This is a genomic window from Thalassospira sp. B30-1, from assembly GCF_015767575.1.
Taxonomy (GTDB): Bacteria; Pseudomonadota; Alphaproteobacteria; order Rhodospirillales; family Thalassospiraceae; genus Thalassospira; species Thalassospira xiamenensis.
In genome coordinates, this window is the sequence record NZ_CP065232.1 from 1174519 (window position 1) to 1199587 (window position 25069).

Annotated in this window: 26 protein-coding genes; 20 read left to right on the top strand and 6 right to left on the bottom strand. The window is 55.7% G+C overall.

Features of this window, described 5'->3' with window-relative positions; translation table 11 throughout:
• Positions 1-383: 383 nt before the first annotated feature.
• The 3 genes from IT971_RS05440 (at position 384) to IT971_RS05450 (ending at position 2121) form a co-directional block, all read left to right on the top strand.
• On the top strand, positions 384-542 hold the full coding sequence (locus IT971_RS05440; protein WP_156484639.1) for an RSP_7527 family protein: 159 nt from the start codon (positions 384-386) through the stop codon (positions 540-542).
• Positions 543-707: 165 nt separating this feature from the next.
• Positions 708-1493 (top strand): alpha/beta fold hydrolase, encoded by a 786-nt coding sequence (locus IT971_RS05445; RefSeq protein ID WP_063093478.1) that lies wholly within the window; start codon positions 708-710, stop codon positions 1491-1493.
• A gap of 13 nt (positions 1494-1506) precedes the next feature.
• Positions 1507-2121, top strand: coding sequence for an NUDIX domain-containing protein (locus IT971_RS05450; protein WP_063093477.1), 615 nt, complete (start codon positions 1507-1509; stop codon positions 2119-2121).
• A gap of 13 nt (positions 2122-2134) precedes the next feature.
• Here the strand turns inward: IT971_RS05450 and IT971_RS05455 are convergent, their stop codons facing one another.
• Positions 2135-2875, bottom strand: a complete 741-nt coding sequence (locus IT971_RS05455; RefSeq protein ID WP_063093476.1) for an SDR family NAD(P)-dependent oxidoreductase — start codon at positions 2873-2875, stop codon at positions 2135-2137.
• Positions 2876-3018: 143 nt separating this feature from the next.
• On the opposite strand from IT971_RS05455, the gene IT971_RS05460 reads away from it, so the two are divergent.
• Positions 3019-3399 (top strand): hypothetical protein, encoded by a 381-nt coding sequence (locus IT971_RS05460; RefSeq protein WP_037992407.1) that lies wholly within the window; start codon positions 3019-3021, stop codon positions 3397-3399.
• Between the two features lie 129 nt (positions 3400-3528).
• On the opposite strand, the gene IT971_RS05465 is transcribed toward IT971_RS05460, so the two are convergent.
• From IT971_RS05465 to IT971_RS05470, 3 genes are all read right to left on the bottom strand, one after another.
• Complete coding sequence (locus IT971_RS05465) at positions 3529-4818, bottom strand: polyhydroxyalkanoate depolymerase (RefSeq protein ID WP_037992408.1); 1290 nt, start codon at positions 4816-4818, stop codon at positions 3529-3531.
• A 665-nt stretch (positions 4819-5483) separates the two neighbouring features.
• Positions 5484-5615 carry a hypothetical protein gene (locus tag IT971_RS22520; protein WP_255356831.1) on the bottom strand — a complete coding sequence of 44 codons (132 nt, stop codon included), beginning with the start codon at positions 5613-5615 and terminating at the stop codon, positions 5484-5486.
• Positions 5616-5918: 303 nt separating this feature from the next.
• A complete protein-coding gene (locus IT971_RS05470; protein ID WP_063093475.1) occupies positions 5919-6902 on the bottom strand; it encodes an AraC family transcriptional regulator in 984 nt (327 codons plus the stop codon).
• 274 nt (positions 6903-7176) lie between these two features.
• On the opposite strand from IT971_RS05470, the gene IT971_RS05475 reads away from it, so the two are divergent.
• The 11 genes from IT971_RS05475 to IT971_RS05525 all read left to right on the top strand — a co-directional run bounded on the left by IT971_RS05475 (position 7177) and on the right by IT971_RS05525 (position 19979).
• Positions 7177-8451 (top strand): ABC transporter substrate-binding protein, encoded by a 1275-nt coding sequence (locus IT971_RS05475; RefSeq protein WP_196871133.1) that lies wholly within the window; start codon positions 7177-7179, stop codon positions 8449-8451.
• Between the two features lie 136 nt (positions 8452-8587).
• Positions 8588-9511, top strand: a complete 924-nt coding sequence (locus IT971_RS05480; RefSeq protein WP_007090837.1) for a carbohydrate ABC transporter permease — start codon at positions 8588-8590, stop codon at positions 9509-9511.
• 1 nt (position 9512) lies between these two features.
• Entirely contained in the window at positions 9513-10352 is an 840-nt protein-coding gene (locus IT971_RS05485; protein ID WP_063093474.1) for a carbohydrate ABC transporter permease, read from the top strand.
• Between the two features lie 37 nt (positions 10353-10389).
• Positions 10390-12018 carry an alpha-glucosidase gene (locus IT971_RS05490; protein ID WP_063093473.1) on the top strand — a complete coding sequence of 543 codons (1629 nt, stop codon included), beginning with the start codon at positions 10390-10392 and terminating at the stop codon, positions 12016-12018.
• A gap of 26 nt (positions 12019-12044) precedes the next feature.
• Entirely contained in the window at positions 12045-13175 is a 1131-nt protein-coding gene (locus IT971_RS05495; protein WP_063093472.1) for an ABC transporter ATP-binding protein, read from the top strand.
• Between the two features lie 149 nt (positions 13176-13324).
• Entirely contained in the window at positions 13325-14830 is a 1506-nt protein-coding gene (gene zwf / locus IT971_RS05500) for a glucose-6-phosphate dehydrogenase (protein WP_007090841.1), read from the top strand.
• Positions 14831-14834: 4 nt separating this feature from the next.
• Complete coding sequence (pgl, locus tag IT971_RS05505; RefSeq protein WP_063093471.1) at positions 14835-15629, top strand: 6-phosphogluconolactonase; 795 nt, start codon at positions 14835-14837, stop codon at positions 15627-15629.
• Positions 15630-15634: 5 nt separating this feature from the next.
• Positions 15635-17473: a phosphogluconate dehydratase gene (gene edd / locus IT971_RS05510; protein ID WP_063093470.1), complete on the top strand. Its 1839-nt coding sequence runs from the start codon at positions 15635-15637 to the stop codon at positions 17471-17473.
• Positions 17473-18411: a glucokinase gene (gene glk / locus IT971_RS05515; protein WP_063093469.1), complete on the top strand. Its 939-nt coding sequence runs from the start codon at positions 17473-17475 to the stop codon at positions 18409-18411. The genes edd and glk overlap by 1 nt, the downstream gene beginning before the upstream one ends.
• Before the next feature lie 22 nt (positions 18412-18433).
• Positions 18434-19075, top strand: a complete 642-nt coding sequence (locus tag IT971_RS05520) for a bifunctional 4-hydroxy-2-oxoglutarate aldolase/2-dehydro-3-deoxy-phosphogluconate aldolase (RefSeq protein ID WP_007090845.1) — start codon at positions 18434-18436, stop codon at positions 19073-19075.
• 556 nt (positions 19076-19631) lie between these two features.
• Complete coding sequence (locus tag IT971_RS05525) at positions 19632-19979, top strand: hypothetical protein (RefSeq protein ID WP_065701927.1); 348 nt, start codon at positions 19632-19634, stop codon at positions 19977-19979.
• A 192-nt stretch (positions 19980-20171) separates the two neighbouring features.
• Here the strand turns inward: IT971_RS05525 and IT971_RS05530 are convergent, their stop codons facing one another.
• Positions 20172-20405, bottom strand: coding sequence for a hypothetical protein (locus IT971_RS05530; RefSeq protein WP_037992414.1), 234 nt, complete (start codon positions 20403-20405; stop codon positions 20172-20174).
• Between the two features lie 151 nt (positions 20406-20556).
• On the opposite strand from IT971_RS05530, the gene IT971_RS05535 reads away from it, so the two are divergent.
• Positions 20557-21426, top strand: a complete 870-nt coding sequence (locus IT971_RS05535) for a LysR family transcriptional regulator (RefSeq protein WP_037992416.1) — start codon at positions 20557-20559, stop codon at positions 21424-21426.
• Positions 21427-21823: 397 nt separating this feature from the next.
• Here IT971_RS05535 and IT971_RS05540 read toward each other — a convergent pair whose 3' ends face one another.
• The gene (locus IT971_RS05540; RefSeq protein WP_037992417.1) at positions 21824-22054 is read right to left on the bottom strand and encodes a DUF1127 domain-containing protein; all 231 of its coding nucleotides are present in this window, start codon (positions 22052-22054) and stop codon (positions 21824-21826) included.
• Positions 22055-22178: 124 nt separating this feature from the next.
• Here IT971_RS05540 and IT971_RS05545 point away from each other — a divergent pair, with 124 nt between their 5' ends.
• From IT971_RS05545 to IT971_RS05560, 4 genes are all read left to right on the top strand, one after another.
• Positions 22179-23048 (top strand): LysR family transcriptional regulator, encoded by an 870-nt coding sequence (locus IT971_RS05545; RefSeq protein ID WP_037992418.1) that lies wholly within the window; start codon positions 22179-22181, stop codon positions 23046-23048.
• A gap of 141 nt (positions 23049-23189) precedes the next feature.
• Entirely contained in the window at positions 23190-23744 is a 555-nt protein-coding gene (locus tag IT971_RS05550; RefSeq protein WP_063096194.1) for a sigma-70 family RNA polymerase sigma factor, read from the top strand.
• Positions 23741-24472 carry an anti-sigma factor domain-containing protein gene (locus tag IT971_RS05555; RefSeq protein WP_063096192.1) on the top strand — a complete coding sequence of 244 codons (732 nt, stop codon included), beginning with the start codon at positions 23741-23743 and terminating at the stop codon, positions 24470-24472. The genes IT971_RS05550 and IT971_RS05555 overlap by 4 nt, the downstream gene beginning before the upstream one ends.
• A 132-nt stretch (positions 24473-24604) precedes the next feature.
• Entirely contained in the window at positions 24605-25039 is a 435-nt protein-coding gene (locus IT971_RS05560) for a hypothetical protein (RefSeq protein ID WP_110252810.1), read from the top strand.
• Positions 25040-25069: the final 30 nt, after the last annotated feature.

Below are 25069 nucleotides of genomic sequence, written 5' to 3' on the forward strand. Positions count from 1 at the left end.
ATTTAAAACCGATTTGTCGGCAAATTGCCATTTGAGACCCCGCTTTAAGCATTAAAATCACCCTGTTTGATCTGCCTCAATCCCTTTATATGCAAAGGATAGAGGTCTAATTGATCCGGCCTGTTCGGATTGTGTTTGAACTGTGTAAAACAGGTCGGGGAAAATTTCGTTCAAGTTGAATGGTTTATTTGTCATGAGACAATCATGCGTCTTTCGCATGAAATGATTGTGACGAACTTATGTCTGTCTATGCGTCAAATGCATGGGTGAGGTGAAAAAACTCGTCTCGTAGGATCGAATAAACAGGCGTACACCGGCTTCAGAACAAATCAACGCGAAACCGGAGCGCACATAGCTCCGCCTGTTATGGAAAGGATAAAGCCATGCGTCGTTATGGTGATTACGATCTGACCACGCTGCAGCGCGAAGCCGAAAAACTCCGTGCTCAGGCGATCCGCAAAGCCGTTGTTACTTTGGCCCGCAAAATTGCTTCCCTGTTTGGCGGTAACCGCCTTCCGGGTGGCCGTCCGGCTGGTGCCTAAGCTTAACGCTTGGCGATGAATACCGGGTCGAATGACCCAAAAACACCCCCGCATTCCTCCCATGCGGGGGTGTTTTGATTCCATCCCCATCGCAGGGCTTCACGCAATCGTCCGGTCCCGCTATTAAAGGGAATAACCAGATAACCCGATTGCGGAGCCTGCCGGATGAAACTTGCCCATTATGCCTTTGGCGAAGAAAACCGTGACAATGGTACGCTTGTGATCCTGCATGGGCTGTTCGGGCAGGCGCGTAACTGGACCGCCATCGCCCGGCGTCTGGCGGAAAAATATCATGTGATTACCGCCGATCTGCGCAATCATGGCCGATCTGGCTGGGACGCCAATATGACCTACCCGGCAATGGCATCGGACATCGCCGAACTGATCCGGGATGTTGCGAATGGTCCGGTACATCTGATCGGGCATTCGATGGGCGGGAAGGCATCAATGGTGCTGACCCTGTCACAGGATGCCGATCTGGTGGCCGATCTGGTTGTGGTTGATATTGCGCCTGTAACCTATGATCATGACTATACCGGCTATATCAGTGTCATGAAGTCGGTGGATTTCGATGCGGTGTCGCGGCGCGCCGAAGTCGAAGACGCACTTGCCAGCGGCGTTTCGGAAAAGGGCGTGCGTCAGTTCCTGGCGCAGAATGTCGCGACCGACAAGGAAACCGGCAAAATGTCATGGCAGGTCAATATCGATGCCATGGCCAACCACCTTTCCGACATCACCGGCTGGCCCGAAACGGCAAATGGCAGTTTTGATCGCGATGTGCTGTTCATATCCGGGGCCAATTCGCATTATGTCGATCCCAAGGATCGCGATCACATCAAGTCGCTATTTCCCAAGGCGGCCTTTACCAGCATCAAGGGCGCAGGCCATTGGGTTCATGCCGAAAAACCCGATGCGGTATTGCTGACCCTGTCGGCATTTCTGAACCGCTAACGGATATTTTGACATGACAGAGCTTCCCAAAGGTTGGAACTTGCCGGAAAACGACGATATCCGCGTTCAGAACATCGAATGCCTGTCGGACAACTGGTATCACCTGTACCGCGTCAGCTTTGATCTGCGCCGCAGCAACGGCGAATGGCAGCATCAGCAACGCGAAGCCTATGACCGGGGCAACGGGGCGGGCATCCTGCTTTGTAACCGCGGGGCTGGCGCCGTGGTCCTGACACGGCAATTTCGTCTACCATCCTTCGTGAACGGCCATGAAAACGGCATGCTGATCGAAGTTCCGGCGGGTTTGCTTGACGACCGCGATCCGGCATCTGCCGTGATTGCCGAGGTCGAAGAAGAAACCGGTTACAGGATCGGCAAACCGCAAAAGGTGTTTGATCTGTTCATGAGCCCCGGATCGGTCACTGAACGCCTGCACCTGTTCGTGGCCGAAGTCACAAGCGATCATCGCGCGGGCGAGGGCGGCGGCTTGCATGAAGAGGGCGAGGACATCCACGTGCTTGAAGTGCCCTTCAAGGACGCACTGGCCATGATCGCGGATGGTCGCATCAGGGATGCCAAAACCGTCATTCTGTTACAGCACGCCTTGTTGAAGGGGCTGTTTGATTGATGTTTTTGCAGCTTTACCAAGGTAATTCGCTACCATCATAGGCAAAGAAACCGCCGCTTTGTGATGGTTGCAGCCCGTCAATCACCATCAACATATTGGCCGTTGCCAAATCGGGGCTTTGTACATTGAGCCCCGATTTGGCAAACGGGCCCGAAAGGCCGGTATCAACCGTGCCAGGATGCAAGGCGATGCAGATGGCATTGCGTTTGCTGCGTGCAAGTTCGATGGCGGTGCATTTGACCAACTGGTTCAATGCGGCCTTTGCGGCACGATAACCGTACCAGCCGCCCATTCGGTTATCGCCGATGCTACCGACCTTTGCCGACAGGGTGGCAAATACCGATTTGCCGTCGCGCGGCAATAACGGCGTGAAATGCTTCATCAGCAAAGCCGGGCCAATGGCGTTGATCAGAAACGATTTCGCCATGTAATCGGCATCAATCTGGCGCAATGATTTTTCCGGCTGAAATACCTCGTCATGCAGATAACCGGTGGCATCGATGATCAGGCGAACGGATTGCTTCTTGGCAGATGCCTTATCACGAACAAAGGCGGCGGCATTTTCGATGCTGCCGGGATCGGCAAAATCAATGGCTGGCTGGGTGCTGCGCGATAGTTCGATCACACCATCGAACCGGCCACAATCGCGAAGATGTTTCACAAAGGCCCGGCCGATGCCGCCGGTTGCCCCGATTACAATTGCGATGCTGGCAGCATCAAAACTTTGCAGTTTGGGGGCGGGTGGTATCGACATGATCTGATCCCCGATCTGGTTTTCTATCCTGTCTGTTTTACGTAGGCAAAACCGTGTTGGTTTATGGATTGTCACAGTAACGGATTACACCCGTCTCAGATGCGTCAGTTATCCTTTATCTTTCGCAAATCAGGGACAATCCAATGCCATATGTTTTTAGCCAGGCCGCCGATACCGAAGCCATCGCCGAACGGGAATGGGGCAAAGCGGCTCAGATCATGTTTACCGGCTTTTCATCGTGCATCGGGATCATGGCAATCAAGAACAATGAGGTCATCGGTGTGCATCTGCCACTGCGTGATGGGAATAACGCGGTGACCAATGACGATATCGATACGGCAATCGGATTGCTGGATGGTGGGGCGTATCCTGTCGTGATCGGATCGATCAGTGCATGGGAAGCATCGGCGTCTGCGGTCTATCAGCATCTGGTCGATACACTGCATCCGGTTGAACAATATGCCTATGGCGACGGGACCTATGGTGGCGAAATCGTCAATGGCCGGATTCAGCCGCGCTTTTGACGTCAAGCTGACTGATGATCGGGGCGTGAACACATCCCCATATCCCCCGTCTCAGGCATCAAAGCCAAAAGCCGCCCCGGATAAGGGCGGCTTTTGAGTGTTCTATTCATCCGAGGATCGGGGCGCTGCCTATTCGGCGGCTTCGATCCGGGTCATGTCGGGCGCGCTTTGGCGGCCTTTGCCCTGCTGGTCGTGGCGGCGGATGAAATCCTTGATCCGCGGGCTGATCTGTTCGCGCCAGCGACGACCGTTAAACACGCCGTAATGACCAACGCCCTTCTGGATGTGATGCATGCGCATATTATCGGGCAGATTGCTGCAAAGCTTGTGCGCGGCACGAGTTTGTCCCATGCCGGTGATATCGTCGCGTTCACCTTCGACCGTCAGAAGGGCGGTCTTGGTGATGGCGGACGGTTCAACCGGAACTCCCTGCCAGCGCATCGTCCCTTCGGGCAGCTGATGTTCGTGGAACACGGCTTTCAACGTCTGAAGATAGAACTCGGCACTCATATCCATCACTGCCAGATATTCATGATAGAAATTGCGCTTGGCATCGGCACTTTCGCCGTCGCCTTCGACAAGATGGGTGAACATCTCGTGGTGGGCGGAAACGTGCTTGTCCCAATTCATGCTCATGAACCCGGCCAACTGCATGAAGCCAGGATAAACGCGGCGCATCACACCGGCATGGGGCAGCGGTACATGCGAAATGACATGGCGTTCAAACCAGTCCAGACTGTGCTGTTTGGCGAAATTGTTGACCTCGGTCGGGTTTTCACGCGTATCGACCGGGCCGCCCATCAGGGTCATCGATGCCGGCTGGCACGGCTCGTTACCTGCTGCCATTAGCGATACGGCGGCAACCACCGGAACGGATGGCTGGCACACTGCCATCAGATGCGTATTAGGGCCCAGCTTGCGCAGGAACTGCATGACATAGTCGATATAGCTATCAAGGTCGAAATGACCCAGATGCACCGGCACCGTGCGCGCATCGATCCAGTCGGTGATGTAAACATCGTGATCGGGCAGTAATGCCTCGACCGTGCCGCGCAGAAGCGTCGAGAAGTGACCTGACAGCGGGGCCACGATCAGAAGCCGCGGATCGTCGGGCTGATTTTTAAGGTGATCGGTTTCGCGTTTGAAATGCAAAAGATTGCAGAACGGTTCGCTGTGAACGATTTCCTCTGTCACGGCAACGGTTTCACCATTGATGATCGTGGTATCAAGGCCAAATTCAGGCTTGCCATAACGATGCGTGATATGGGTGAACACATCAAACGCGGCCGCCGCCGCGCGGCCCTGATGGGTATAGGCAAGCGGGTTGACCGGATTGCGCAGCCACTTCTTGCTGGCATCTGCCGCCATCCGCAATGGACTGATGGTGGCGTGCTGCAGTTCATAGAGATGGTACAGCATTAATCTCTCACTCCCCGGCGATGCAAAGGTTCGGTGGTGGGGTGCATCGACCGTGTTGGTCCCCGGCTGCATTTTTCCGAAAGGATTTCCGGTGGGCAGGCCTTCTGATTTTCGTAAGTTCCGAACCCGCGTCCGGCCATTTTTTGCGGGTGACCATCCGGGGTTCAGCTGATTGCGGGCTAAGACACCGCAAAATCACGATAAACAGAAATCCTGCAATTCATCAGAATCCTACGATACTTCAGGTTTCAATCAATAGCCTAAAAGTATGATGAATTTCCAAACTTTCGTTTTTCACCTTGATTCAAACCAACATTCGGGGTGCTGTCGAGTGAAATTTTGCAATGCAGCGTAAGTTGTTGCGTTGCAATAATAGTTTTTCCCTGAAAGATGGGGTAAATCCGTCCTGATCTATGCAATGGTATAGTATCTGCGGGACTCGAGGTCCGAAAGAACCAATCAAAGAAAAACGCTGCTGTCGGGGAAACAGCAGCGTCAAGTAGCGCGGAATAACGAAAGTAATATGCAGGTTACAATTTACGTGACCCGGACCGATGGAAGAGGGACGACCGACAGACGGGACAGGGTATGGGTGCGGGGTTGCCTGCCGGTCGTCACCCTGGATGGGAAGTCCATCCGGGTCTCGTAAAAGGTATGAGCTTTGATCAGATCAGACCGCGAAGGGTTTGCGCCATTCCCAGTCCAATCACGAACAGGAAAAATCCGGTGCTTCCGACCACGGCGACCGTGCTGCAAAGCTCGTTTAGGCGGTTCGGATTTTCAAGCAACTTCATCATGGCGATGTCCTCCTCAATCTGTCTGAAGAAACCATACTGATCCCGTTTTGTTCTCACAAGAACAAAATTAGAACAAGGGCCGATTAAATTGTTAAGTTGATGTTTTTAAATGAAATTTATTTGTTCTCGATGTTCTCTTTTTGCTGCTGAAAATGAGAACATCGATGGTGAACACTGTGTGTCAGGTTGAATGAAACCCGCAGAAAACAACGGCTTTACGCGAGTCTTCAAGGGGGTGGACCATAGGAGAACGGAAAACGGAACATCGTCGCATTCCAGATGTTCCGTATTGCTTCGCAGGATCTATTCTGCGGCGGATGCCGGAATGGCTGTGCGGCGGTCCGGGACACCGTCGACCTCGCTTGGCAGCGGGCGGGCCGGAACAGCGCCGATGCGAGCATCGGGCATCGGTGGGTGATCGGGGAACTGGCCATGAATGCGAATGTTTTCGCGATAGTCGCTGGCTGATTTTCCGCGATACTGGCGAAAACGCCGGTTGAAGTTAGACAGATTGCTAAAGCCGTTATTTTCGGCGATCTGATAGATCGGAAGATCGGTGCGCGATAGCTGCACGCAGGCCCGCGAAATCCGGTATTCGTTCAGATATTCGACAACACTGCGCCCGGTATAGCGTTTGAACAGCCGGTAAAAACTGCTTTCACTGACCCCTGCCACATCGGCAAGCGATGAAACCCGGAGCGGTTCGGCGTAATGGGCATGAATGAAGGCCAGTGCGCGATCCACCCGGATAGATTCGCTATTCTTCCCGGCTTCGCCGCCAAAATTGGCCGATGCCAGCGGTTTGTCGATCCCGGCAAGAAGGGCTTCAAGCAGTTCGATCATCAGGATAAAGCGCCGCCGCGGTTTGGCATCATCGAGGTACGGGCAGATTTCCCGAACCTGTTCCACGGTTTCATCGCGAAAGGAAAGACCGCGGCGCGCACGGGCAAACAATTCGTGGAAATCGGCAAATTCAACAAAATCCCGCGTAAGGTTTTCCACCCATTCCTGCGACAGCCAAAGCACATAAACCTCGATCGGGCGGGAGGGATCAATGCGTTTGCATTCCCAAAGATGGGGCAGGTTGGGGCCGACCATGGCGAAATCCAGCCCGTCAAACGTCTGCCGATGATCGCCAATCAACCGCGATCCTTTGGCGTTGAGCGTCAGGGTCATTTCATATTCGGGGTGCTGGTGCCAGTTGCAGCGAAAATCATCCCAGACATAGTGAAAATAGCCCCAGCTATATCCCTGTGGATTCGTGATCCGTTCCTGAATGATCCGCATATCGTCCTACTATTCGTGTCCTGATCGCCGCGAATTTGCAGAATAGTATCATCCTTTGAAGGATATGACACTTTGAAAAGGTGCGATCAGGCGTATCCTTTTTCAATCGGGCGGCTCTGCACCGGGAAGCAATCACCAAAACAGATTGCAGCCGGTGATTGCATCTGGGGTTCCGGTACGGGCGCCCGACCCGGACAAAAAGACCAATCAAAACGAACAAAAGCAGCTGCCAAAAGCTGTATGGGAAAACCGATAACATCCTAGGGAGGTCTCAATGACCTTGATGAAAAAACTGCTCGCAACGGCGGGCGTTCTTGGCGCAGCTTTCGTGATGGCCGGACCGGCCAATGCCGCAAAAATTTCTATTTCCTGTGGTGCCGTCGGCCAGGAACTTGCGCTTTGCCAGGAAGGTGTCGATGCATGGGCAAAGCAAACCGGCAACGAAGTTGCGGTAATTTCCACCCCGAATTCGACTACCGAACGACTGGCGCTGTATCAGCAGATTCTTGCTGCCGGATCATCCGATATCGACGTGTTCCAGATTGATGTGATCTGGCCGGGGATTCTTGGCAACCACTTCATCGATCTTAACGAATACATGGCGGACGACGCCAAGCAGCATTTTGAGGCCATTGTTACCAACAATACCTTTGAAGACCGGCTGGTCGCAATGCCGTGGTACACGGATGCGGGCGTGCTGTATTACCGCAAGGATCTGCTGGAAAAGTACGGCGAAAGCGTTCCTGAAACCTGGGAACAGCTGACTGCGACGGCTCAGAAAATTCAGGAAGGCGAACGCAAGGCCGGTAACGACAAAATGTGGGGCCATGTGTTTCAGGGCCGCGCCTATGAAGGGCTGACCTGTAACGCGCTGGAATGGGTGGTTTCGTTCAATGGTGGTTCGGTGGTCGAACCGAATGGCGATATTTCGATCAATAACGATCAGGCAAAAAAGGCGATTGAAACCGCATCAAACTGGGTCGGCACCATTTCCCCCGAAGGCGTTCTTGGCTATGCCGAGGAAGAAGCGCGCGGTGTGTTCCAGTCAGGCAATTCGGTCTTCATGCGCAACTGGCCCTATGCTTGGGCGTTGGCCAATTCGGCAGACAGCCCGGTCAAGGGCAAGGTCGGTGTTGCTGCCCTGCCCACGGGAAGCACGGATGGCCGTTCGGCGGCGGCCCTTGGCGGATGGCAGTTGTCAGTTTCGAAATATTCGGAAAATCCGGAACTGGCGGCCGATCTTGTGAAGTTCCTGACCTCCTACGAAGAACAGAAACGCCGTGCGATCAAAGGGTCCTATAACCCGACGATTGCCGATCTTTACAAGGACGAAGAAGTCCTTTCGGCCAACCCGTTCTTTGGCGATCTGTACGAGACATTCACCAGTGCGGCACCACGTCCCTCCACGGTGACCGGTTCGAAATACAATCAGGTATCAAGCGAGTTCTGGCAGGCGGTGCATGCATCCTTGTCGGGATCGCAGAACGCCGATCAGGCGATTACCGGACTTGAACGCAACCTGAAACGTGTGAAACGTTCCGGCTGGTAAACGGGGTTTGCAACACCGGGAGGCTCTTGTTTTCCGGTGTTGCTACAATCCTGTTTTCGTACCGGCTTTGCTTTGGCCGGTTTGATGGATGGCGGTCATGATCGATCATCCCCCTTCAAGATCAAGAGCGGTTCCCATGGCGCAAGCTTCGTCCCTGACGCGTGCAAGACGGCGTTCGGCATGGCTGTTTTTAACACCGATGCTGGTCATTCTTGCCGCAGTGGCCGGTTGGCCGTTGCTGCGGACTTTCATCTTCGGTTTTACCGATGCCAATCTTTCCGACCTTGGCAATTATGGCTTTATCGGCTTTGAAAATTTCTATGCGGTTTATGACGGCGAGACGTTCGGCCTTCTGGCCGATCCGGAATGGTGGCAGGCAGTCTGGAACACGATTTACTTCACCGTGATTTCGGTTTCGCTTGAAACGGTGCTGGGTATCATTGTGGCCCTTGTCCTTAATCAGGAATTCAAGGGGCGCGGTCTGGTTCGGGCGGCGGTTCTGATCCCGTGGGCGATCCCGACGATTGTATCGGCCAAGATGTGGAACTGGATGCTGCATGACCAGTTCGGCATCATCAATGATCTTCTGATGTCACTGGGGCTGATTGCATCGCCGGTTGCCTGGACAGCCAATCCCGATACGGCAATGGTCGCGGTAATCATGGTCGATGTCTGGAAAACCACGCCGTTCATGGCGCTTCTGACACTGGCGGCCCTCCAGATGCTGCCAAGTGACTGTTACGAGGCCGCCCGTGTCGATGGTATTCATCCGATCCGGGTGTTTTTCAAGGTGACATTGCCGCTGATCAAACCGGCATTGATGGTCGCCGTGATCTTCCGTGCCCTTGATGCATTGCGTGTGTTTGACGTGATTTATGTCTTAACGCCGAACAATCCGAACACCATGACCATGTCGGTCTATGCCCGGCAGCTTCTGGTCGATTTTCAGGAAGTCGGATATGGCTCGGCGGCGTCAACACTGCTGTTTCTGGTCATCGCCTTTTCGATCATGGCCTACATGATGATCGGTCGGGTCCGGCTTGACGAAGGGGGACATTAAGATGAACCGCAATGTCAAATCCCTGATGATGAAGGCAGGGTTCTATCTTCTGGTAGCGGTGATCGTGATCTTTGCCGTTTTCCCGTTCTACTATGCGATCCTGACCGCGTTCGAAACCGGATCGGCCCTGTTTGACGTCAATTATCTGCCGGAAAGTTTCAGTTTCTCGAACTATCTGTCGGTGTTTGAAGGGCAGCCGTTCGGTCGCAATATCTTCAATTCGATCTTTGTCAGTGTGATGGTTGTGGCCCTGTCGCTTCTGATGGGGGTAACTGCGTCCTATGCGCTTGCGCGGGTTAAATTTGCCGGGCGCGGATTGTTGATGGTGACGATCCTGTCGGTGTCGATGTTCCCGCAGGTCGCGGTGCTGTCGGGCATGTTCGAACTGATCCGGGCCGTCGGACTTTATAATTCGATGTTCGGTCTGGCGATTTCATACATGATGCTGACCCTGCCATTCACGGTCTGGATCCTGACCGCCTTCATGCGCGAACTGCCGCGCGAGCTTGAAGAAGCCGCCGTGATGGATGGGGCCAGCCCGTGGACCGTGATTACGCGCGTGTTCCTGCCGGTCATGTGGCCTGCCATGGTGACCACCGGGCTTTTGGCCTTCATCATGGCATGGAACGAATTCCTGTTTGCCCTGACCTTTACCCTGACCAATGAACAGCGCACCGTGCCGGTTGCCATCGCCCTGATTTCCGGGGCCAGCCAGTTTGAAATGCCATGGGGCAATATCATGGCGGCATCGGTGATCGTGACGGTTCCGTTGATTGTTCTGGTTCTGATTTTCCAGCGTCGCATTGTGTCCGGCCTGACCGCCGGGGCTGTCAAAGGCTGATGCGGCTTCTCGTCCCACATGACTTAAGGTGACTTAAATGGCTTTGGCCGGAAATCCTGACTGGTGGCGCGGTGGCGTCCTGTATCAAATCTATCCGCGCAGTTTCTTTGATTCGAATGGCGATGGCATTGGTGATCTGCCCGGGATTACCCAGAAACTGGATTATATTGCCGATCTGGGCGTTGATGGCATCTGGCTGTCGCCATTCTTTACCTCGCCGATGAAGGATTTCGGCTATGACGTGGCGGATTATCGGGATGTCGATCCGATGTTTGGCACCTTGGCCGATTTTGATCATCTGGTTGAAAAGGCCCATTCGCTTGGCCTGCGTGTCACCATTGATCAGGTCCTGTCGCACAGTTCCGATCAGCATGCCTGGTTCAAGGAAAGCCGGTCATCACGCGATAATCCCAAGGCCGACTGGTATGTCTGGGCCGATCCCAAGCCGGACGGCACGCCACCCAATAACTGGCTGTCGATCTTTGGCGGTTCGGCATGGAAGTTCGATACCACCCGGCAGCAATATTACATGCACAACTTTCTGGTCAGTCAGCCGGACTTGAATTTCCATAACCCGGATGTTCAGGCCCAGTTGCTTGACGATGTGGCATTCTGGCTGCGTCGTGGGGTGGATGGTTTCCGGCTTGATACCGCCAATTTCTATGTCCATGACGCGGAATTACGTGATAACCCGCCATGGGTTCCGGGTACCCACCGGCCCGAAGGCGCGCCAAAGGAAAATCCCTATACCCGCCAGATGCATGTCTATGACAAAACGCGACCGGAAAATATCGCGTTCCTTAAAAAACTGCGCGCGGTTCTTGATAAATATCCCGGTGCCACGACGGTCGGTGAAATCGGATCGGACAATTCGCTGGCGACGATGGCGGAATATACCGCCGGGGGCGATAAGCTTCACATGGCCTATACGATCAATCTGCTCGAAAGCCCGCTTGAAACGCCGCTGATCCGCGGGATGTTGCGCAATGTGTTTGACGTCCTTGGTGATGGTTGGCCGTGCTGGGCGGTGTCAAACCATGATTTCGTCCGGGTTGCGACCCGTTGGGGCAGGGACAAGGGTGGCGATAATGATGCCCGCCTTCGCATGATCCCGGCCCTTTACACCACATTGCGTGGCACGCCCTGCATCTATCAGGGCGAGGAACTTGGCCTTGAAGAAGCCATCGTCCCCTATGAATTGTTGCAGGACCCCTACGGGATTGAAATGTGGCCGGAATTCAAGGGGCGCGATGGATGCCGGACCCCGATGCCGTGGATGAATGCCAACATCCCCCATGGTGGTTTCACAACAAGTGACGCGCCGTGGCTGCCGGTCCCGCAGGATCATAGCGGGCTTGCCGTGGCCGAACAGATGGATGATCCCAATTCATTGCGCAGTTTCTATCGCGATCTTCTGGCGTGGCGCAAAATCCATCCGGAAATCATCGATGGCGATATCGAGATGCTCGATATCGATGACAATGTCATTGCCTATGCCCGTATGGCGGGCGTGGTCCGGACCATCTGCGTGTTCAATACGACACCCGATGCCCGGACCGTGACCTTGCCCGGGCATTCGGATGCGAATTTCGCCCTTAACAGCGGATCGGTTACCGGCAATCAGCTTTCGCTGCCGGGCTGGGGCTTTTATTTCGGAACGATATAAATCGACAAGTCGAGGGAGGAACCCGCATGTCGGAAGTGGTTCTTAAGCAGGTTAAAAAACGTTTCGGTCCGATCGAAACCATTCATGGTGTCGATCTGAATATCCGCGATGGCGAGTTTTGTGTGTTTGTCGGCCCTTCAGGATGTGGCAAATCGACCTTGCTGCGCCTGATTGCCGGGCTGGAAGATATCAGCGACGGCGAACTTGCCATTGGTGGCGAGGTCGTTAATGACAAGGCGCCAAAGGATCGTGGTGTGGCCATGGTCTTTCAGTCCTACGCGCTTTATCCGCATATGACGGTCTATGAAAACATGGCGTTCGGCCTTGATCTTGCGAAAAGAAGCAAGGACGAACAGCGCGAACGCGTGATGGCTGCGGCCAGGGTGCTGCAACTTGAAGAATTGCTGGACCGCAAGCCAAAGGAACTTTCAGGTGGGCAGCGTCAGCGCGTCGCGATTGGCCGGGCGATTGTACGCAAGCCGAAAGTCTTCCTGTTTGATGAACCGCTGTCGAACCTTGATGCCGGTTTGCGCGTGCAAATGCGCATCGAATTGACAAAACTTCATGAAAAATTGAAGTCCACGATGATTTATGTGACGCATGATCAGGTCGAAGCCATGACAATGGCCGACAAGATCGTGGTTTTGCGGGCGGGTTCGGTCGAACAGGTCGGGACCCCGCTTGAACTCTATCATCACCCGCAAAATCAATTTGTTGCGGGCTTCATCGGGTCGCCTAAAATGAACTTTGTTCCGGCGGTTGTGATGGGGGTTTCGCAACAAACTGTTACGGTTAAACTGGATTCCGGTAAAGAGGTGACGCTGCCTGTTGATGGCAGTGGTCTTGACGCCGGAGATCGTGTAACAGTGGGCATCAGACCGGAACATTGCAGCCTTGCCGATCAGGACACGGCAATGCTGTCAGGAACGGTCGAAGTGGTTGAACATCTGGGCGAGGCGGGGCTCGTCTATGTGCAGGCCGATGGGGACGAACTGTTTGTTGCCCGTGTCACGGGTGATACGGCAATTGTAACAGGATCATCCATCGGCATTCATGCCCGGGTGGAAGATTGCTATCTGTTCGATCAGAACGGACAAGCCAGACGGCGCCTTGATGTGGATAACGAACCGCTCAGAGCCCAGCTGGCAACAGGATAGGCGGTGGCGGGGAAAACCCGACGGCTGCCAACACGGTAAATACCGTGGCCCGGTCGTTTGCCAGAGCCCTTCGGGCTCGGGATCCCACCTTTACGACGGGGAGGAAACGAGTGAGAGCAAAGCAGTTCGCTTGGAAGGCTTAGGGCAAGATGACACAAACGACGACGCAGCGCCAACGGCTGAAGCATCGTATCGCTGATATCGTGATTTTCGGTGGGACCGGAGATTTGGCGTTACGCAAACTTTTCCCCGCACTTTACGAAATGGAACGTACCGGGCGTTTTGACGATACCACCCGTATTTTCGGCGCCTCGCGCAGCGAACATTCCGATGAAGAATTCCGCGCCAAGCTGGAAGAAGCCGGAAAAAAATACATTCCCAAAGGCGAATTTGACGCCAAGGTCTGGAAAAAATTTGCCGCACGCATCGCCTATGTTCAGGTATCCGCGGGGGATGAGGCCGGGTTTAAAATCCTGCATGAAAAGCTTTCCGATCAGCCGGATCGCGACCGCGTCTATTATTTCTCGACCAGCCCGTCGCTGTTTGCCGATATGGCCTTTAACCTCAAGAAAGCCGGTCTGGTAACGCCCAATTCGCGTGTTGTGCTTGAAAAGCCGCTGGGCCACGATCTTGAAAGCTGCCGTGAAATCAACGGCCAGATCGGTGAAGTCTTCGAAGAACACCAGATTTTCCGTATCGACCATTATCTTGGCAAGGAAACGGTGCAGAACCTTTTGATCCTGCGCTTTGCCAATGCCATGTTCGAACCGCTGTGGAACAGCGCGCATATCGATCATGTGCAGATCACGGTTGGCGAAGAAGTCGGCGTCGAAGGGCGCTGGTCCTATTATGACGATGCCGGTGCGATGCGCGACATGGTTCAGAACCATATGTTGCAGCTACTCTGCCTTGTCGCGATGGAAGCCCCGCATGTTCTGGATCAGGACGCGGTGCGCGATGAAAAGGTCAAGGTGCTCAAGGCGCTGAAACCGATCAACGATTCCAATATCGACAGTGCCACCGTGCGCGGCCAGTACCGCAATGGTGCCGTTGGCGGCAAGGAAGTCCCGGGCTATCTTGAAGAAGAAGGTGCCAATATCGACAGCACCACCGAGACATTCGTTGCCATCCGGGCCGAACTGAATAACTGGCGCTGGGCCGGGGTGCCGTTCTATCTGCGGACGGGTAAACGCTTGCCGAAACGTCATTCGGAAATTGTCATCCAGTTCCGCGATGTACCGCACCAGATTTTCCCGCTGGCAAAATCCATGACCAATTATCAGGCCAACCGCCTTGTTCTGCGTTTGCAGCCTGATGACGGCATTCATCTGGTTCTGAATACCAAGAATCCGGGGCCGGGGCTTGTGCGCCTGCGTCCGACGGCGCTTAACCTGTCCTTTGCCGAGGCGTTCGGTGGTCGAAGCCCGGATGCTTACGAGCGTCTTTTGCTCGATGCGATTGATGGCAATAACACGCTGTTTGTTCGCCGTGACGAGCAGGACATTGCCTGGCAGTGGGTCGATGCCATTCAGGAAGCATGGCAAAGCAATCACATCACGCCCAAGGGGTATACCTCCGGCACGTGGGGGCCTTCGGCGGCCATTGCGCTGATCGAGCGTGACGGCCGGACCTGGAACGAAGAAGCCGGGTTCTGATGACATGCGGGTCGCCTTGCCTTTTGGTGGGGCGGCCTTGCGTGACGATGAACCGGTTCCCAATTTTCTGGACGAAGACATGACAAACGAACGCATTTTCCAAAGCGGCGATGACATGCTTGCGGCCATGGTCAAGGAAACCGTGGAACGCCTTGAATTCGCCATTGCCACCCGCGGCCATGCCAGCATGGCGGTGGCCGGTGGACGTTTTCCCAAACCGCTTTTTGAAAAACTCTCGACCGTCAAACTCGACTGGTCGAAAGTCACCGTGACCCTTGGTGATGATCGCTGGGTGGGACTGGATGATGATCAGTCAAACGAAAAGCTGGTTCGCGATCATTTCCTGATCAACGAAGCACAGCATGCGCGTTTTGTGTCGCTGAAAACCGGCGATGCCAATCCCGAAGACGCAATTTCAACGGTTTCAAGCCGCCTTCGCACCGATCTGAACTGGCCGCTTGATATCGTGTATCTGGGCATGGGGGATGATGGCCACACGGCATCCCTGTTCCCGTCATCCGCGCCTGATGCCCTGCAAAAGGGACTTTATCCCGCCCATGGCGAACTGGTTGCTGCCGCGCGCCCGACCGTATCCCCGGTCCCGCGCATCAGCATGACTTTGCCCGCCATCCTTAATGCCCGGTATATTGGCATCCATATTACCGGACAATCCAAATGGTCGACCTTTGAAACCGCGAAAAACGGCACCGAGATCGAAGAAATGCCGGTTCGCGCAATCTTGCAGCAGACTGACATCCCCGTCGATCTGTGGTGGAGCGCCGAGAACCCGAAAGGCTGAACCCCATGAAACGTGAATTAGAACAGATTACCAAACGCATCATCGAACGTTCCAAGCCGACCCGCGAGGCCTATCTGGAACGCATTGAAGCCGCCGCGTCAGACCGCCCGCATCGCTCCTCCCTGTCATGCGGCAACCTTGCCCATGCGTCTGCGGGCTGCAGTGCGGCGGACAAGGAACGCATCAATGGTGACGAAGGTGCCAATCTGGGCATCGTGACATCCTATAACGATATGCTGTCGGCCCATCAGCCATTGGGCGTCTATCCCGACCGCATCAAAAAGGCCGTGTTCGAAGCCGGGGCAACCGCACAGGTTGCCGGTGGCGTGCCCGCCATGTGCGATGGCGTGACGCAAGGCCGTCCGGGGATGGAGCTGTCGCTGTTTTCGCGCGATGTGATCGCGATGTCGACGGCGGTATCGCTGTCGCATGATGTGTTCGATGCGGCCCTTTATCTTGGTGTCTGCGATAAAATCGTACCGGGTCTGGTGATGGGTGCACTTGCCTATGGTCACATCCCGGCGGTGTTTGTGCCAGCCGGTCCGATGCCGTCCGGTTTGCCGAACAATGAAAAGGCCCGCATCCGTCAGCTTTACGCACAGGGCAAGGTCGGTCGCAAGGAGCTGCTCGAAGCGGAAACCGCGTCCTATCACAGCCCGGGGACCTGTACCTTCTATGGTACGGCGAACTCCAACCAGATGCTGATGGAAATCATGGGCCTGCATTTGCCCGGTGCGGCGTTTGTTAATCCAAACACCGATCTGCGTGATGCCCTGACCGAAGAAGCCGCCCGTCGTGCGCTTCAGATCACCAAGCTTGGCAATGATTACCGTCCGGTTGGCAAAATTCTCGATGAAAAGGCATTTGTGAACGGCATTATCGGTTTGCTTGCGACCGGTGGGTCGACCAACCACACCCTGCATCTGCCGGCGATGGCGCGTGCGGCGGGTATCGAACTTCGTTGGGAAGATTTCGATGAATTGTCGAAACTTGTGCCGTTGCTGTGCCGCGTTTATCCGAACGGGCAGGCCGATGTGAATCACTTCCATGCCGCGGGCGGCATGGGCTTTGTGATCAGCGATCTTCTGAAAAACGGTCTTCTGCATCCCGATCTTCAGACCATCCATACCGGCGGCATGGCGGCCTATGGCACCGAGCCGTATCTGGACGATGGCAAATTGTCGTGGCGTGACGCCCCGGCCACCAGCCATGACGAGGAAATCCTGCGCCCGACCGAAAAGGCGTTTAGCACCGATGGCGGTCTTCGCATGCTGTCGGGGAACCTTGGCCGTTCTGTGATCAAGGTATCGGCGGTAAAACCCGAAAACCGCGTGATCGAAGCCCCGGCGGCGGTCTTTACCTCGCAGGAAGAAATGATGCAGGCGTTCAAGGACGGCAAACTGCATCGCGACGTTGTCTGCGTTGTCCGTTTCCAGGGGGCGAAGGCCAATGGGATGCCCGAATTGCACAAACTGACCCCGCCGCTTGGCGTGTTGCAGGACCTTGGTTACAAGGTCGCCCTTGTCACCGATGGCCGCATGTCGGGTGCGTCGGGCAAGGTCCCGGCGGCAATCCATGTCACCCCCGAAGCCATGATGAATGGTCCGATCGCCAAGGTCAAAGACGGCGATATCGTGCGTCTGGATGCCGAAACCGGCGAGCTGATCCTGAACGTGACCGAGGCCGAACTGGCCAAGCGCGACTTTGCGACCTTTGATAACAAGGCCGAACATCAGACCGGTTTCGGTCGTGAATTGTTTGGTGTGTTCCGCGAACATGTCGGACTAGCCGAAATGGGGGCCAGTGCGGTGCTTCCGGGGGCTGCCGAGGTCGAGGTAGCATAATGCGGCTGGTTGGTGATATCGGCGGTACCAACGCCCGCTTTGCCTGGATTGACGAAAATGGCGATCCGCAATCACCGATGACATTGCCGGTCCGCGATTATGCGACCATCGGCGATGCCATGCACGATTTCATGGTGAAAACCGATTGTGCGGATCTGAATGAATTTGCGGTTGCCGTGGCGTGCCCGGCATCCGCAGACATCATCAAATTCACCAATAACCCGTGGGTATTTTCCAAGGACGCGCTGAAGGCTGAATTTGGTCTTGATCGTCTGGTGGTGGTCAATGACTTTACCGGTCTTGCGATGTCTGTGCCTTATCTTGGCGACGAAGACCTGATTACGCTGTTTGATGGTCCGGGCCGCCCGGGATTGCCATTGGCGGTGATCGGGGCGGGGACCGGGCTTGGCGTTTCGGGGCTTCTGCGCCATGACGATCACTGGATCCCGATTCAGGGCGAAGGCGGCCATGTGTCGCTACCCGCCGTTGATGATCTTGATTATGAAATCGTCAAATTCCTGAGTGCTGAACTGGGCCGTGTGTCGGCCGAACGTATCCTGTCGGGGATGGGGCTTGAAAACCTTTATCGTGCGCTTGCTGCCATTGACGGGATCGACGTCACACCGCTTAGTGCGGCGGAAATCGTTGAAAATGCCATGCAGAAAAACGATCCGCTTTGCCTTAAGGTGCTCGATCGGTTCTGTCTGTTCATGGGCGGGGTGGCCGGTGATCTGGTCCTGACGCTTGGCGCGTTTGATGGTGTGTTTATCGGCGGCGGCATTGGTCCGCGGATTGCCGACTTTATGAAACAAAGCGGCCTTAAGGATCGTATGATCGCCAAGGGCCGTTTCCATGATTTGATGAATGATGTGCCGGTGCGCCTGATGACGGCGAAATACCCGGCCCTGATCGGTTGTGCCAAAATTTTGACGGCCTGACCGATAAACTGGAGGATACCCAATGAGCCTTTCGTCACGCGAAATTCTGTCCAAGGCCCCGGTCGTACCGGTTCTGGTGATCGAAGACGCCAATGATGCCGTTCCGCTTGCAAAGGCGCTGGTGGCCGGTGGTTTGCCGGTGCTTGAAATCACCCTGCGCAGTGCCGCAGCCGAAGAAAGCATCAAACGCATCATCGCCGAAGTGCCAGATGCGATTACCGGTGCAGGCACCGTGATCAATGCCAAGCAAATGGAACGCATGGCAAAAATCGGCTGTGCCTTTGCCGTGTCGCCCGGCCATACCAAAAGCCTTCTGAAGGCGGCCAAGGATACCGGCGTGCCGTTGCTTCCGGGGGCCGGAACCCCGTCAGAGATCATGTATCTGCTTGAACATGGCTACGACATGCTGAAATTCTTCCCCGCCGAACAGCAGGGCGGTGTTTCGATGCTCAAAGCCCTTTCCGGCCCGCTGCCGCAGGTCAAATTCTGTCCGACGGGCGGTGTGTCATTGGCAAACCTTGGTGATTATCTGGCCCTGCCAAACATCATCACCGTGGGTGGTTCATGGGTCGCTCCCAAGGACGCGGTCAAGGCCGGTGACTGGGCCACCATCACCCGCCTGGCACAGGAAGCCACTGACAAGGTTGCCGAATTGCGCGGCTGATTGGCCGGGATAAACGACCACAAAAGGAGCCCGGTTCGGGCTCCTTTTGCGATGAAGGCTTTGGCGGGGGAATAGGATGATCATGCCCAAGGCATTGATAAATATGGTCTTCTCGCTGTACTGAGCTTTGACTGGGAACTTTTTCCGTTTCTTTGAAAAAAGTTCTTGATTTGTTCTTTTGGTTGTGTCATAAAGATAAAGTCAACAGGACAAATGGGTCCGGAGACAAAACCCGCAAAGCGTGATTCGCTTTTGCGGGTTTTTTGCGTTTCGGGCGGCAAAAACAGGAATGAGCCGATGACAGGGCAGCGATCTGACGCGACGACATGGCGGGGGCGGTATCGCCAAAGTGACGTCAATGGCGCATGGAAAAGTCATTATGGGGGTGGTGTGTCCGGGCCGTGAGGCCGCGGGAAATTTGCGAAAAACGGGTGTTTATCATGACGGGAGAGATGTGTCCTTAGGGCAAGGGCGTTTGTTCGGGGCAGGGATAGCCGGAGCCAAGTTGGTTCGGTCCGGTTCAGTCCGGGGTCAGTCCGGTCGGTGAAGCGTGACAATGCCGAGAATCAGCGGGCCCGAATTGCGCCCGGATTGGATCGGCACGGGATCGGCGGCCGGGTTGCCGGGAGTGGCTGGCGGGGAGCGGCTGGCAGGATCGGTTGCCAGCGGGCTGGTGGTGCGTTCGGAGGTGCCGAAAGGTTGGTCATCGATGGCGGGATTTGTGTGCCTGCCATGCGACAACGCCGTTGCCCTTTGGGGTGAGGTGCGTTTGCGGCGTCAACCGAGAGCGTCGGGTGTTTGTTCGGGGCAGCGGGGGCCGTCTGGGGCGTGGTCCGTCCGGTCGGTGGCGTTTGGCAATGCCGGGGGCAGCGGGGTTGGTTGGCTGGATTGGCCTAGCGATTGATCAAAGCCGTCATTCCGGGCGAAGCGGAGCGCAGACCCGGAATCCATGCCCCGCTGAAAGAGACTGGATTCCCGCGTTCGCGGGAATGACGATCTACTTGGGAGGGCCTTGACGGTCGGGAGGGCTGTGTCAGCGGTTCGGGAGCCCGGTGTGGGCTCCCTTTTGTTTGCTGGTGGCGGCGAGGGGCGGTTGTCAGACAATGCGCGTGACGCGCCACTGGTTGCCGTCAAATGTGCGTTGCAGGCCGACATCGCGAAGCTGATCGTCACTGAGATGCGCCATCACCTCGCGTTCGTTTTTGCGTTTGCGGGCGTCGAGGGAATAGCTTGCGATCTTGTTGATCAGACGGCCAAACGGGACGCGATTGGCGATGGGGTCGGTGCGGATGTCGAAGTTCTGTGCTTTGGTCGGGGGCTGATAGGCCATGATGTCCTCCTGATTTTCCAAAAGGTCGTGTTCTGTTGATGACCTGATCCTCTCATATGCAAAATAAAACGGGAATTTGGTTGTTTTGCAGATTTAATGTGCAAAAATAACCGGAACTGCCGAGGCCCGATCATAAGGACTGGTCAAGTACATGAACTGGAACGATTTGCGTTATTTCCTGATCCTTGCCGAAGAAGGCAGTCTTTCCGGGGCTGCGCGACGGTTGCGCAAGGAACACACGACTGTGGCACGCCGGATCGAGGCGCTTGAAGAGGCGGTGGGGACCAAGCTGTTTGATCGTCTGCCGCGCGGCTGGCAACTTACGGCTGCGGGGCAGAACCTTGTGCCGGTGGCCGAACGGGTCGAGGCAGAGGCGCTTGGCTTTGAACGGCAGGCCAGGGGCGATGAAGCCGCCCACGGTGTGGTGCGGATATCCGTGCCCCCGGTCGCGGGGCGGGTTTTGTTTGCGCCGCGTCTGGCGCAATTGCTGACCGCGCATAAGGGGCTGGAATTTGAAATTATCGGTGCGTCCAACGTGGTCAATCTGGCCCGGCGGGAAGCCGATCTGGCGGTGCGCATGATTACCCCGCGCGAACCGGGTCTGATTACGCGCAAGCTGGTCGAACTGGGGGTCGGTCTTTATGCCGCACGTGGATATCGTGACCGCGTCCCCGAACAGGATTGGGAATTCTGCGGGTACGAGGACACGTCCTATGGGGCGGCCAAAAAGGAATGGGTGCGTAATATCATGGGGCGGGAATTGCCCTGCCGGTTTCGAGCCGATGATACGGAATCGGTGCGGCAATTCATCGCGGCCGGGCATGGGGTCGGGGTGTTGCCGCGCTACCTTGCCGATGGCGACGACCGGCTTGAACTGATCCGGGCCGATACGGCGGGCGAAAGCCGCGAAACCGCGTGGCTGGTGGTGCATCCCGATATGCGCCGGTCCCCCGGTGTGCGGCTTGTCATGGATGCCCTGATCAAGGCCGCCGACAGCATTTCGGCAGAATTTCAGGTCTGAAAAACAAAAAGAGACCCCGTGCTGTGTATCTGCGCGGGATCTCTTTTGCTGCGTAGAGCACGTCGCATTTAATCTGCACCATTTTGCCGAAGACAGTCTTCTGTCGCACAAGGAAAGATCCGCAGAGCGTAGCGGGGCTACGGTCAAGGATCCTGACGCAGTGGGGCGGAAGACTGTCACGGCCCGAAGGGTTTGTTTTTGGCGACGTTTCGCGGCGTTACACCGTTTGACCGATGCGCCGCATCGCTCTGCACGCTGTGCCTTGCCAAACGGTTCGCCAAAAACAAACAAAATGATACAGATTAAATGCGACGTGCTCTAAGGGAGGCATATCAAAGCGTGTCGATTGCAAGAATGAAAGGGTCAGGAACCCTGATCAGGCACCGCCTTGAATCTTTTAATAATTGTCGCGGGATACATACCCGCTTTCGCTGCGTTTCAGCCCGATATCGCACAGTTGATGATCTGATAGCCGATGAAGTGCCGCGCGGCTTTGATGGCGTTTATAAGCGGCCAGCAGGGCATCAATCGCAGTTGTCACAATGTGCGACACGGTGGGGCGAGAGGGGCGCGAGGGGCGGTTCAGCCGGACATTGGTATCGCATTCGATATGATGGGAGACAGCCATGTCGAAATCTCCTTGTTTGGGGCTTCGTTTGATATGGCGTGATCATGACATGCGCATAAATCTCATGTAATTCCGATAAAATGCGCTATGATTGTGCAAATTTGCGCAATCTGGATGAGGCATCATGAACTGGAACGATCTGCGATATTTCGTCGTATTGGCAGGCGAAGGCACGCTTTCCGGTGCTGCCCGAAAGCTCGGCAAGGATCACACCACGGTCGCAAGGCGGATCGAGGCCCTTGAAAAGGATGTCGGGGCGCGGCTGTTTGACCGGCTGGGAACGGGATGGTCATTGACCGATGCCGGAGAAAATCTTGTGCCGGTTGCGACAAAGATCGAGGAAGATGTTCTTGCCTTTGAACGTCAGGCGCGTGGCGATGAAACCGCGCATGGTGTGGTACGCATTGCCGTGCCGCCAGTCGCGGGGCGGATATTGTTTGCGCCGCGCCTTGCCGAACTTCTGAAAGACCAGCGCGATCTGGAATATGAAATCCTTGGTTCCAGCGTGATTGCCAATCTGGCGCGGCGCGAGGCCGACGTGGCGGTGCGCATGGCAACCCCGGATCAAAGCGGGCTGATTGCGCGCAAGCTGACCGATATAAGATATGCGGTTTACGCGGTGCGCGGTTACACTGCCACTGTGCCGGAAAAGGATTGGGAATTTTGTGCCGACGGGCGCAATAGCTTTGGCGATTATCAGCAGGGCTGGGTATGGGAACAGCTTAACCGCCAATTGCCGATGCGGGTTAAATCCGACGATACCCAGACCGTGCTGGCCTTTGTTGCGGCGGGATACGGGCTCGGCCTTCTGCCGCGTTATCTGGCGGACGAGGATGACAGGCTGGAACTTGTCACCGATGACGTGACCAATGAACTCAGCAAGCCGGTCTGGCTGGTCGTGCATCCCGATATTCGCCGCTCTCCGGCGGTGCGGATGGTGATGGATGCCCTGATCAAGGCAACCGAAGCCATCCCCGACCGGTATAAATGCTGAATGATACAGCTGTTTGTGACCGGAAAACTGATCAAGCTTGCCAATCCGCACGTATCAATTGATGGCTCGGGATCAAGCATCCCGAAAAAATGATACACCGGTTCGCCGCAGGGTGGCGGCGGACGTCAATTGGCGGATGGCATGGGGACATCAACCCGGGATCTGGAACAGCTTCTGGCGCGTGCAGCCGATGGCGACATGGACGCCTTCGGACAGCTTTATCATGCGACATCGGCGAAACTTTTCGGCATTGTCCTGCGTATCTTGAAGAACCGGGCCCAAAGCGAGGATATCCTGCAGGAAATCTATGTGCGGGTCTGGGAACGTGCCGGGGATTTTGAACCCGGGCGTGCATCAATCATCACCTGGATGGCAACGATTGCGCGGAATCGGGCGATTGATGCGCTGCGTCGTGACAAGCGTCATGAGGTGGTGGTGGATGATTTCGATATCGACCAACTGGCCGATCATGATGATCTGTCGGTTGCCGATGATGTCGAACGCAATGATGACCTGCGCCAGCTTGAAATCTGCCTTGGCGGGCTCGATGATGAGCGTCGCACAATGGTCAGGTTGGCCTATCTGGACGGATTTTCGCGCGCCGAACTGGCAGAACGGTTTGCCCAGCCGGTCGGCACGATCAAGACATGGCTGCATCGCAGCCTGAAACAGTTGAAGGAATGCCTCGGATCATGACCGACCGGGAAGATATCGACATGCTGGCGGCGGAATATGTGTTGGGAACGCTTGATCCCGACATGCGCCGCATTGTCGATGAACGGCGGACAAATGAGGATGACCTGAATGCGGCGATTGCCGATTGGGAAAAACGCCTGTCGCCGTTAAACGCGCATTACCGCGATGAAATGCCGTCGCGTGATCTGTTTCCGGCCATTCGTGCCCGTATTGAAGGGGCCCGGATCGAGAGGTCGCGTGTGCAGGCGGATAATATTGTTGAGATCGATCTGCTGAAACGCAAGCTTGCCCGGTGGCGGATCGGGACATTTGCCACCGGCGCACTGGCGGCAAGCCTGATGGTGGCGGTGCTGGTATCGGATTTTGCCGCCCCGGTTTCGGATCGGCAATTTGTCGCCGTGTTTCACCGTGACGATACCCAGCCCGCCTTTGTCATGAGCATTGATCTGGAGACCCGGGCGGTGATCATCCGCCCGGTTTCGGCAACATTGCCCGAAGGCAAGACCTATCAGCTATGGATCGCATCCGATCAGTTGGGTCCGGCCCCAAAATCGCTGGGCTTGCTTGAAAGCGCATCCGCGCCGACGACCCGGTCACTGGGGGAATTTGATCCGGCCCTGCTGCGCGATGCGACCTTTGGCATCAGTCTGGAACCCGAGGGCGGTTCGCCAACCGGGCGTCCGACGGGGCCTGCCATTCATGGCCGTCTGATCCCGGTCGAACACTGATTTCAAAAAAAAGTTTCCCGGTCTGAAACCCGGCCTGTCTGGTCTGCGTAGCTTCGATGCGCGCAACACAGCGCGACACGAGCGGACGGCAGCAAACAGCCCGTCCCGGTTTAACAGACAAGGAGACTTCACATGCTGGTGACCAAGAAAATGGTCGGTATTTTCGGTGGGGCTTTGATGGCCGGTGCCCTGAGCGTCGCCATTCCGGCGGCGGCCCACGCCATGGGGCCGATGGTCGAGGCGATGGATCAGGATGTTTCGGGCGGAACGGTCAGTGCGTCGAAAATCATGGCCGGTGAAAATGGCTGGCTGGTGGTGCATCGCACCGATTCCGCAATGAAGCCGGGCCCGGTTGTCGGTTATGCGCCGCTTAAAAAGGGCGAGAATATGGACGTTACCGCCATTTTGCAGGAACCGGTCAAATCCGGTGAGATGCTGATGCTGATGATCCATTCCGAACAGGGCGGCATGAAAACCGGCTATTTCGAATATACGCTGGGTGCCAAGGAAGACGGCCCAATCAAGCCGGATGGCAAACTGGTGATGAAGGTCGTGACCGCGGAATAATTGGGTCACCCTTTAAATCAAACGGCCCGC

What these genes read in the sequence shown, in the direction of transcription:
- IT971_RS05440 (WP_156484639.1), top strand. Translation starts at nt 384, where the DNA reads ATGCGTCGTTATGGTGATTACGATCTGACCACGCTGCAGCGCGAAGCC.
- IT971_RS05520 (WP_007090845.1), top strand. Translation starts at nt 18,434, where the DNA reads ATGAGCCTTTCGTCACGCGAAATTCTGTCCAAGGCCCCGGTCGTACCG.
- IT971_RS05455 (WP_063093476.1), bottom strand. Translation starts at nt 2,875, where the DNA reads ATGTCGATACCACCCGCCCCCAAACTGCAAAGTTTTGATGCTGCCAGC.
- IT971_RS05560 (WP_110252810.1), top strand. Translation starts at nt 24,605, where the DNA reads ATGCTGGTGACCAAGAAAATGGTCGGTATTTTCGGTGGGGCTTTGATG.
- glk (WP_063093469.1), top strand. Translation starts at nt 17,473, where the DNA reads ATGCGGCTGGTTGGTGATATCGGCGGTACCAACGCCCGCTTTGCCTGG.
- IT971_RS05475 (WP_196871133.1), top strand. Translation starts at nt 7,177, where the DNA reads ATGACCTTGATGAAAAAACTGCTCGCAACGGCGGGCGTTCTTGGCGCA.
- IT971_RS05530 (WP_037992414.1), bottom strand. Translation starts at nt 20,405, where the DNA reads ATGGCCTATCAGCCCCCGACCAAAGCACAGAACTTCGACATCCGCACC.
- IT971_RS05545 (WP_037992418.1), top strand. Translation starts at nt 22,179, where the DNA reads ATGAACTGGAACGATCTGCGATATTTCGTCGTATTGGCAGGCGAAGGC.
- IT971_RS05485 (WP_063093474.1), top strand. Translation starts at nt 9,513, where the DNA reads ATGAACCGCAATGTCAAATCCCTGATGATGAAGGCAGGGTTCTATCTT.
- IT971_RS05460 (WP_037992407.1), top strand. Translation starts at nt 3,019, where the DNA reads ATGCCATATGTTTTTAGCCAGGCCGCCGATACCGAAGCCATCGCCGAA.
- IT971_RS05465 (WP_037992408.1), bottom strand. Translation starts at nt 4,818, where the DNA reads ATGCTGTACCATCTCTATGAACTGCAGCACGCCACCATCAGTCCATTG.
- IT971_RS05450 (WP_063093477.1), top strand. Translation starts at nt 1,507, where the DNA reads ATGACAGAGCTTCCCAAAGGTTGGAACTTGCCGGAAAACGACGATATC.
- IT971_RS05490 (WP_063093473.1), top strand. Translation starts at nt 10,390, where the DNA reads ATGGCTTTGGCCGGAAATCCTGACTGGTGGCGCGGTGGCGTCCTGTAT.
- IT971_RS05555 (WP_063096192.1), top strand. Translation starts at nt 23,741, where the DNA reads ATGACCGACCGGGAAGATATCGACATGCTGGCGGCGGAATATGTGTTG.
- IT971_RS05540 (WP_037992417.1), bottom strand. Translation starts at nt 22,054, where the DNA reads ATGGCTGTCTCCCATCATATCGAATGCGATACCAATGTCCGGCTGAAC.
- IT971_RS05495 (WP_063093472.1), top strand. Translation starts at nt 12,045, where the DNA reads ATGTCGGAAGTGGTTCTTAAGCAGGTTAAAAAACGTTTCGGTCCGATC.
- zwf (WP_007090841.1), top strand. Translation starts at nt 13,325, where the DNA reads ATGACACAAACGACGACGCAGCGCCAACGGCTGAAGCATCGTATCGCT.
- pgl (WP_063093471.1), top strand. Translation starts at nt 14,835, where the DNA reads ATGCGGGTCGCCTTGCCTTTTGGTGGGGCGGCCTTGCGTGACGATGAA.
- edd (WP_063093470.1), top strand. Translation starts at nt 15,635, where the DNA reads ATGAAACGTGAATTAGAACAGATTACCAAACGCATCATCGAACGTTCC.
- IT971_RS05550 (WP_063096194.1), top strand. Translation starts at nt 23,190, where the DNA reads ATGGGGACATCAACCCGGGATCTGGAACAGCTTCTGGCGCGTGCAGCC.
- IT971_RS05470 (WP_063093475.1), bottom strand. Translation starts at nt 6,902, where the DNA reads ATGCGGATCATTCAGGAACGGATCACGAATCCACAGGGATATAGCTGG.
- IT971_RS05480 (WP_007090837.1), top strand. Translation starts at nt 8,588, where the DNA reads ATGGCGCAAGCTTCGTCCCTGACGCGTGCAAGACGGCGTTCGGCATGG.
- IT971_RS05445 (WP_063093478.1), top strand. Translation starts at nt 708, where the DNA reads ATGAAACTTGCCCATTATGCCTTTGGCGAAGAAAACCGTGACAATGGT.
- IT971_RS05525 (WP_065701927.1), top strand. Translation starts at nt 19,632, where the DNA reads ATGCCGAGAATCAGCGGGCCCGAATTGCGCCCGGATTGGATCGGCACG.
- IT971_RS05535 (WP_037992416.1), top strand. Translation starts at nt 20,557, where the DNA reads ATGAACTGGAACGATTTGCGTTATTTCCTGATCCTTGCCGAAGAAGGC.
- IT971_RS22520 (WP_255356831.1), bottom strand. Translation starts at nt 5,615, where the DNA reads ATGATGAAGTTGCTTGAAAATCCGAACCGCCTAAACGAGCTTTGCAGC.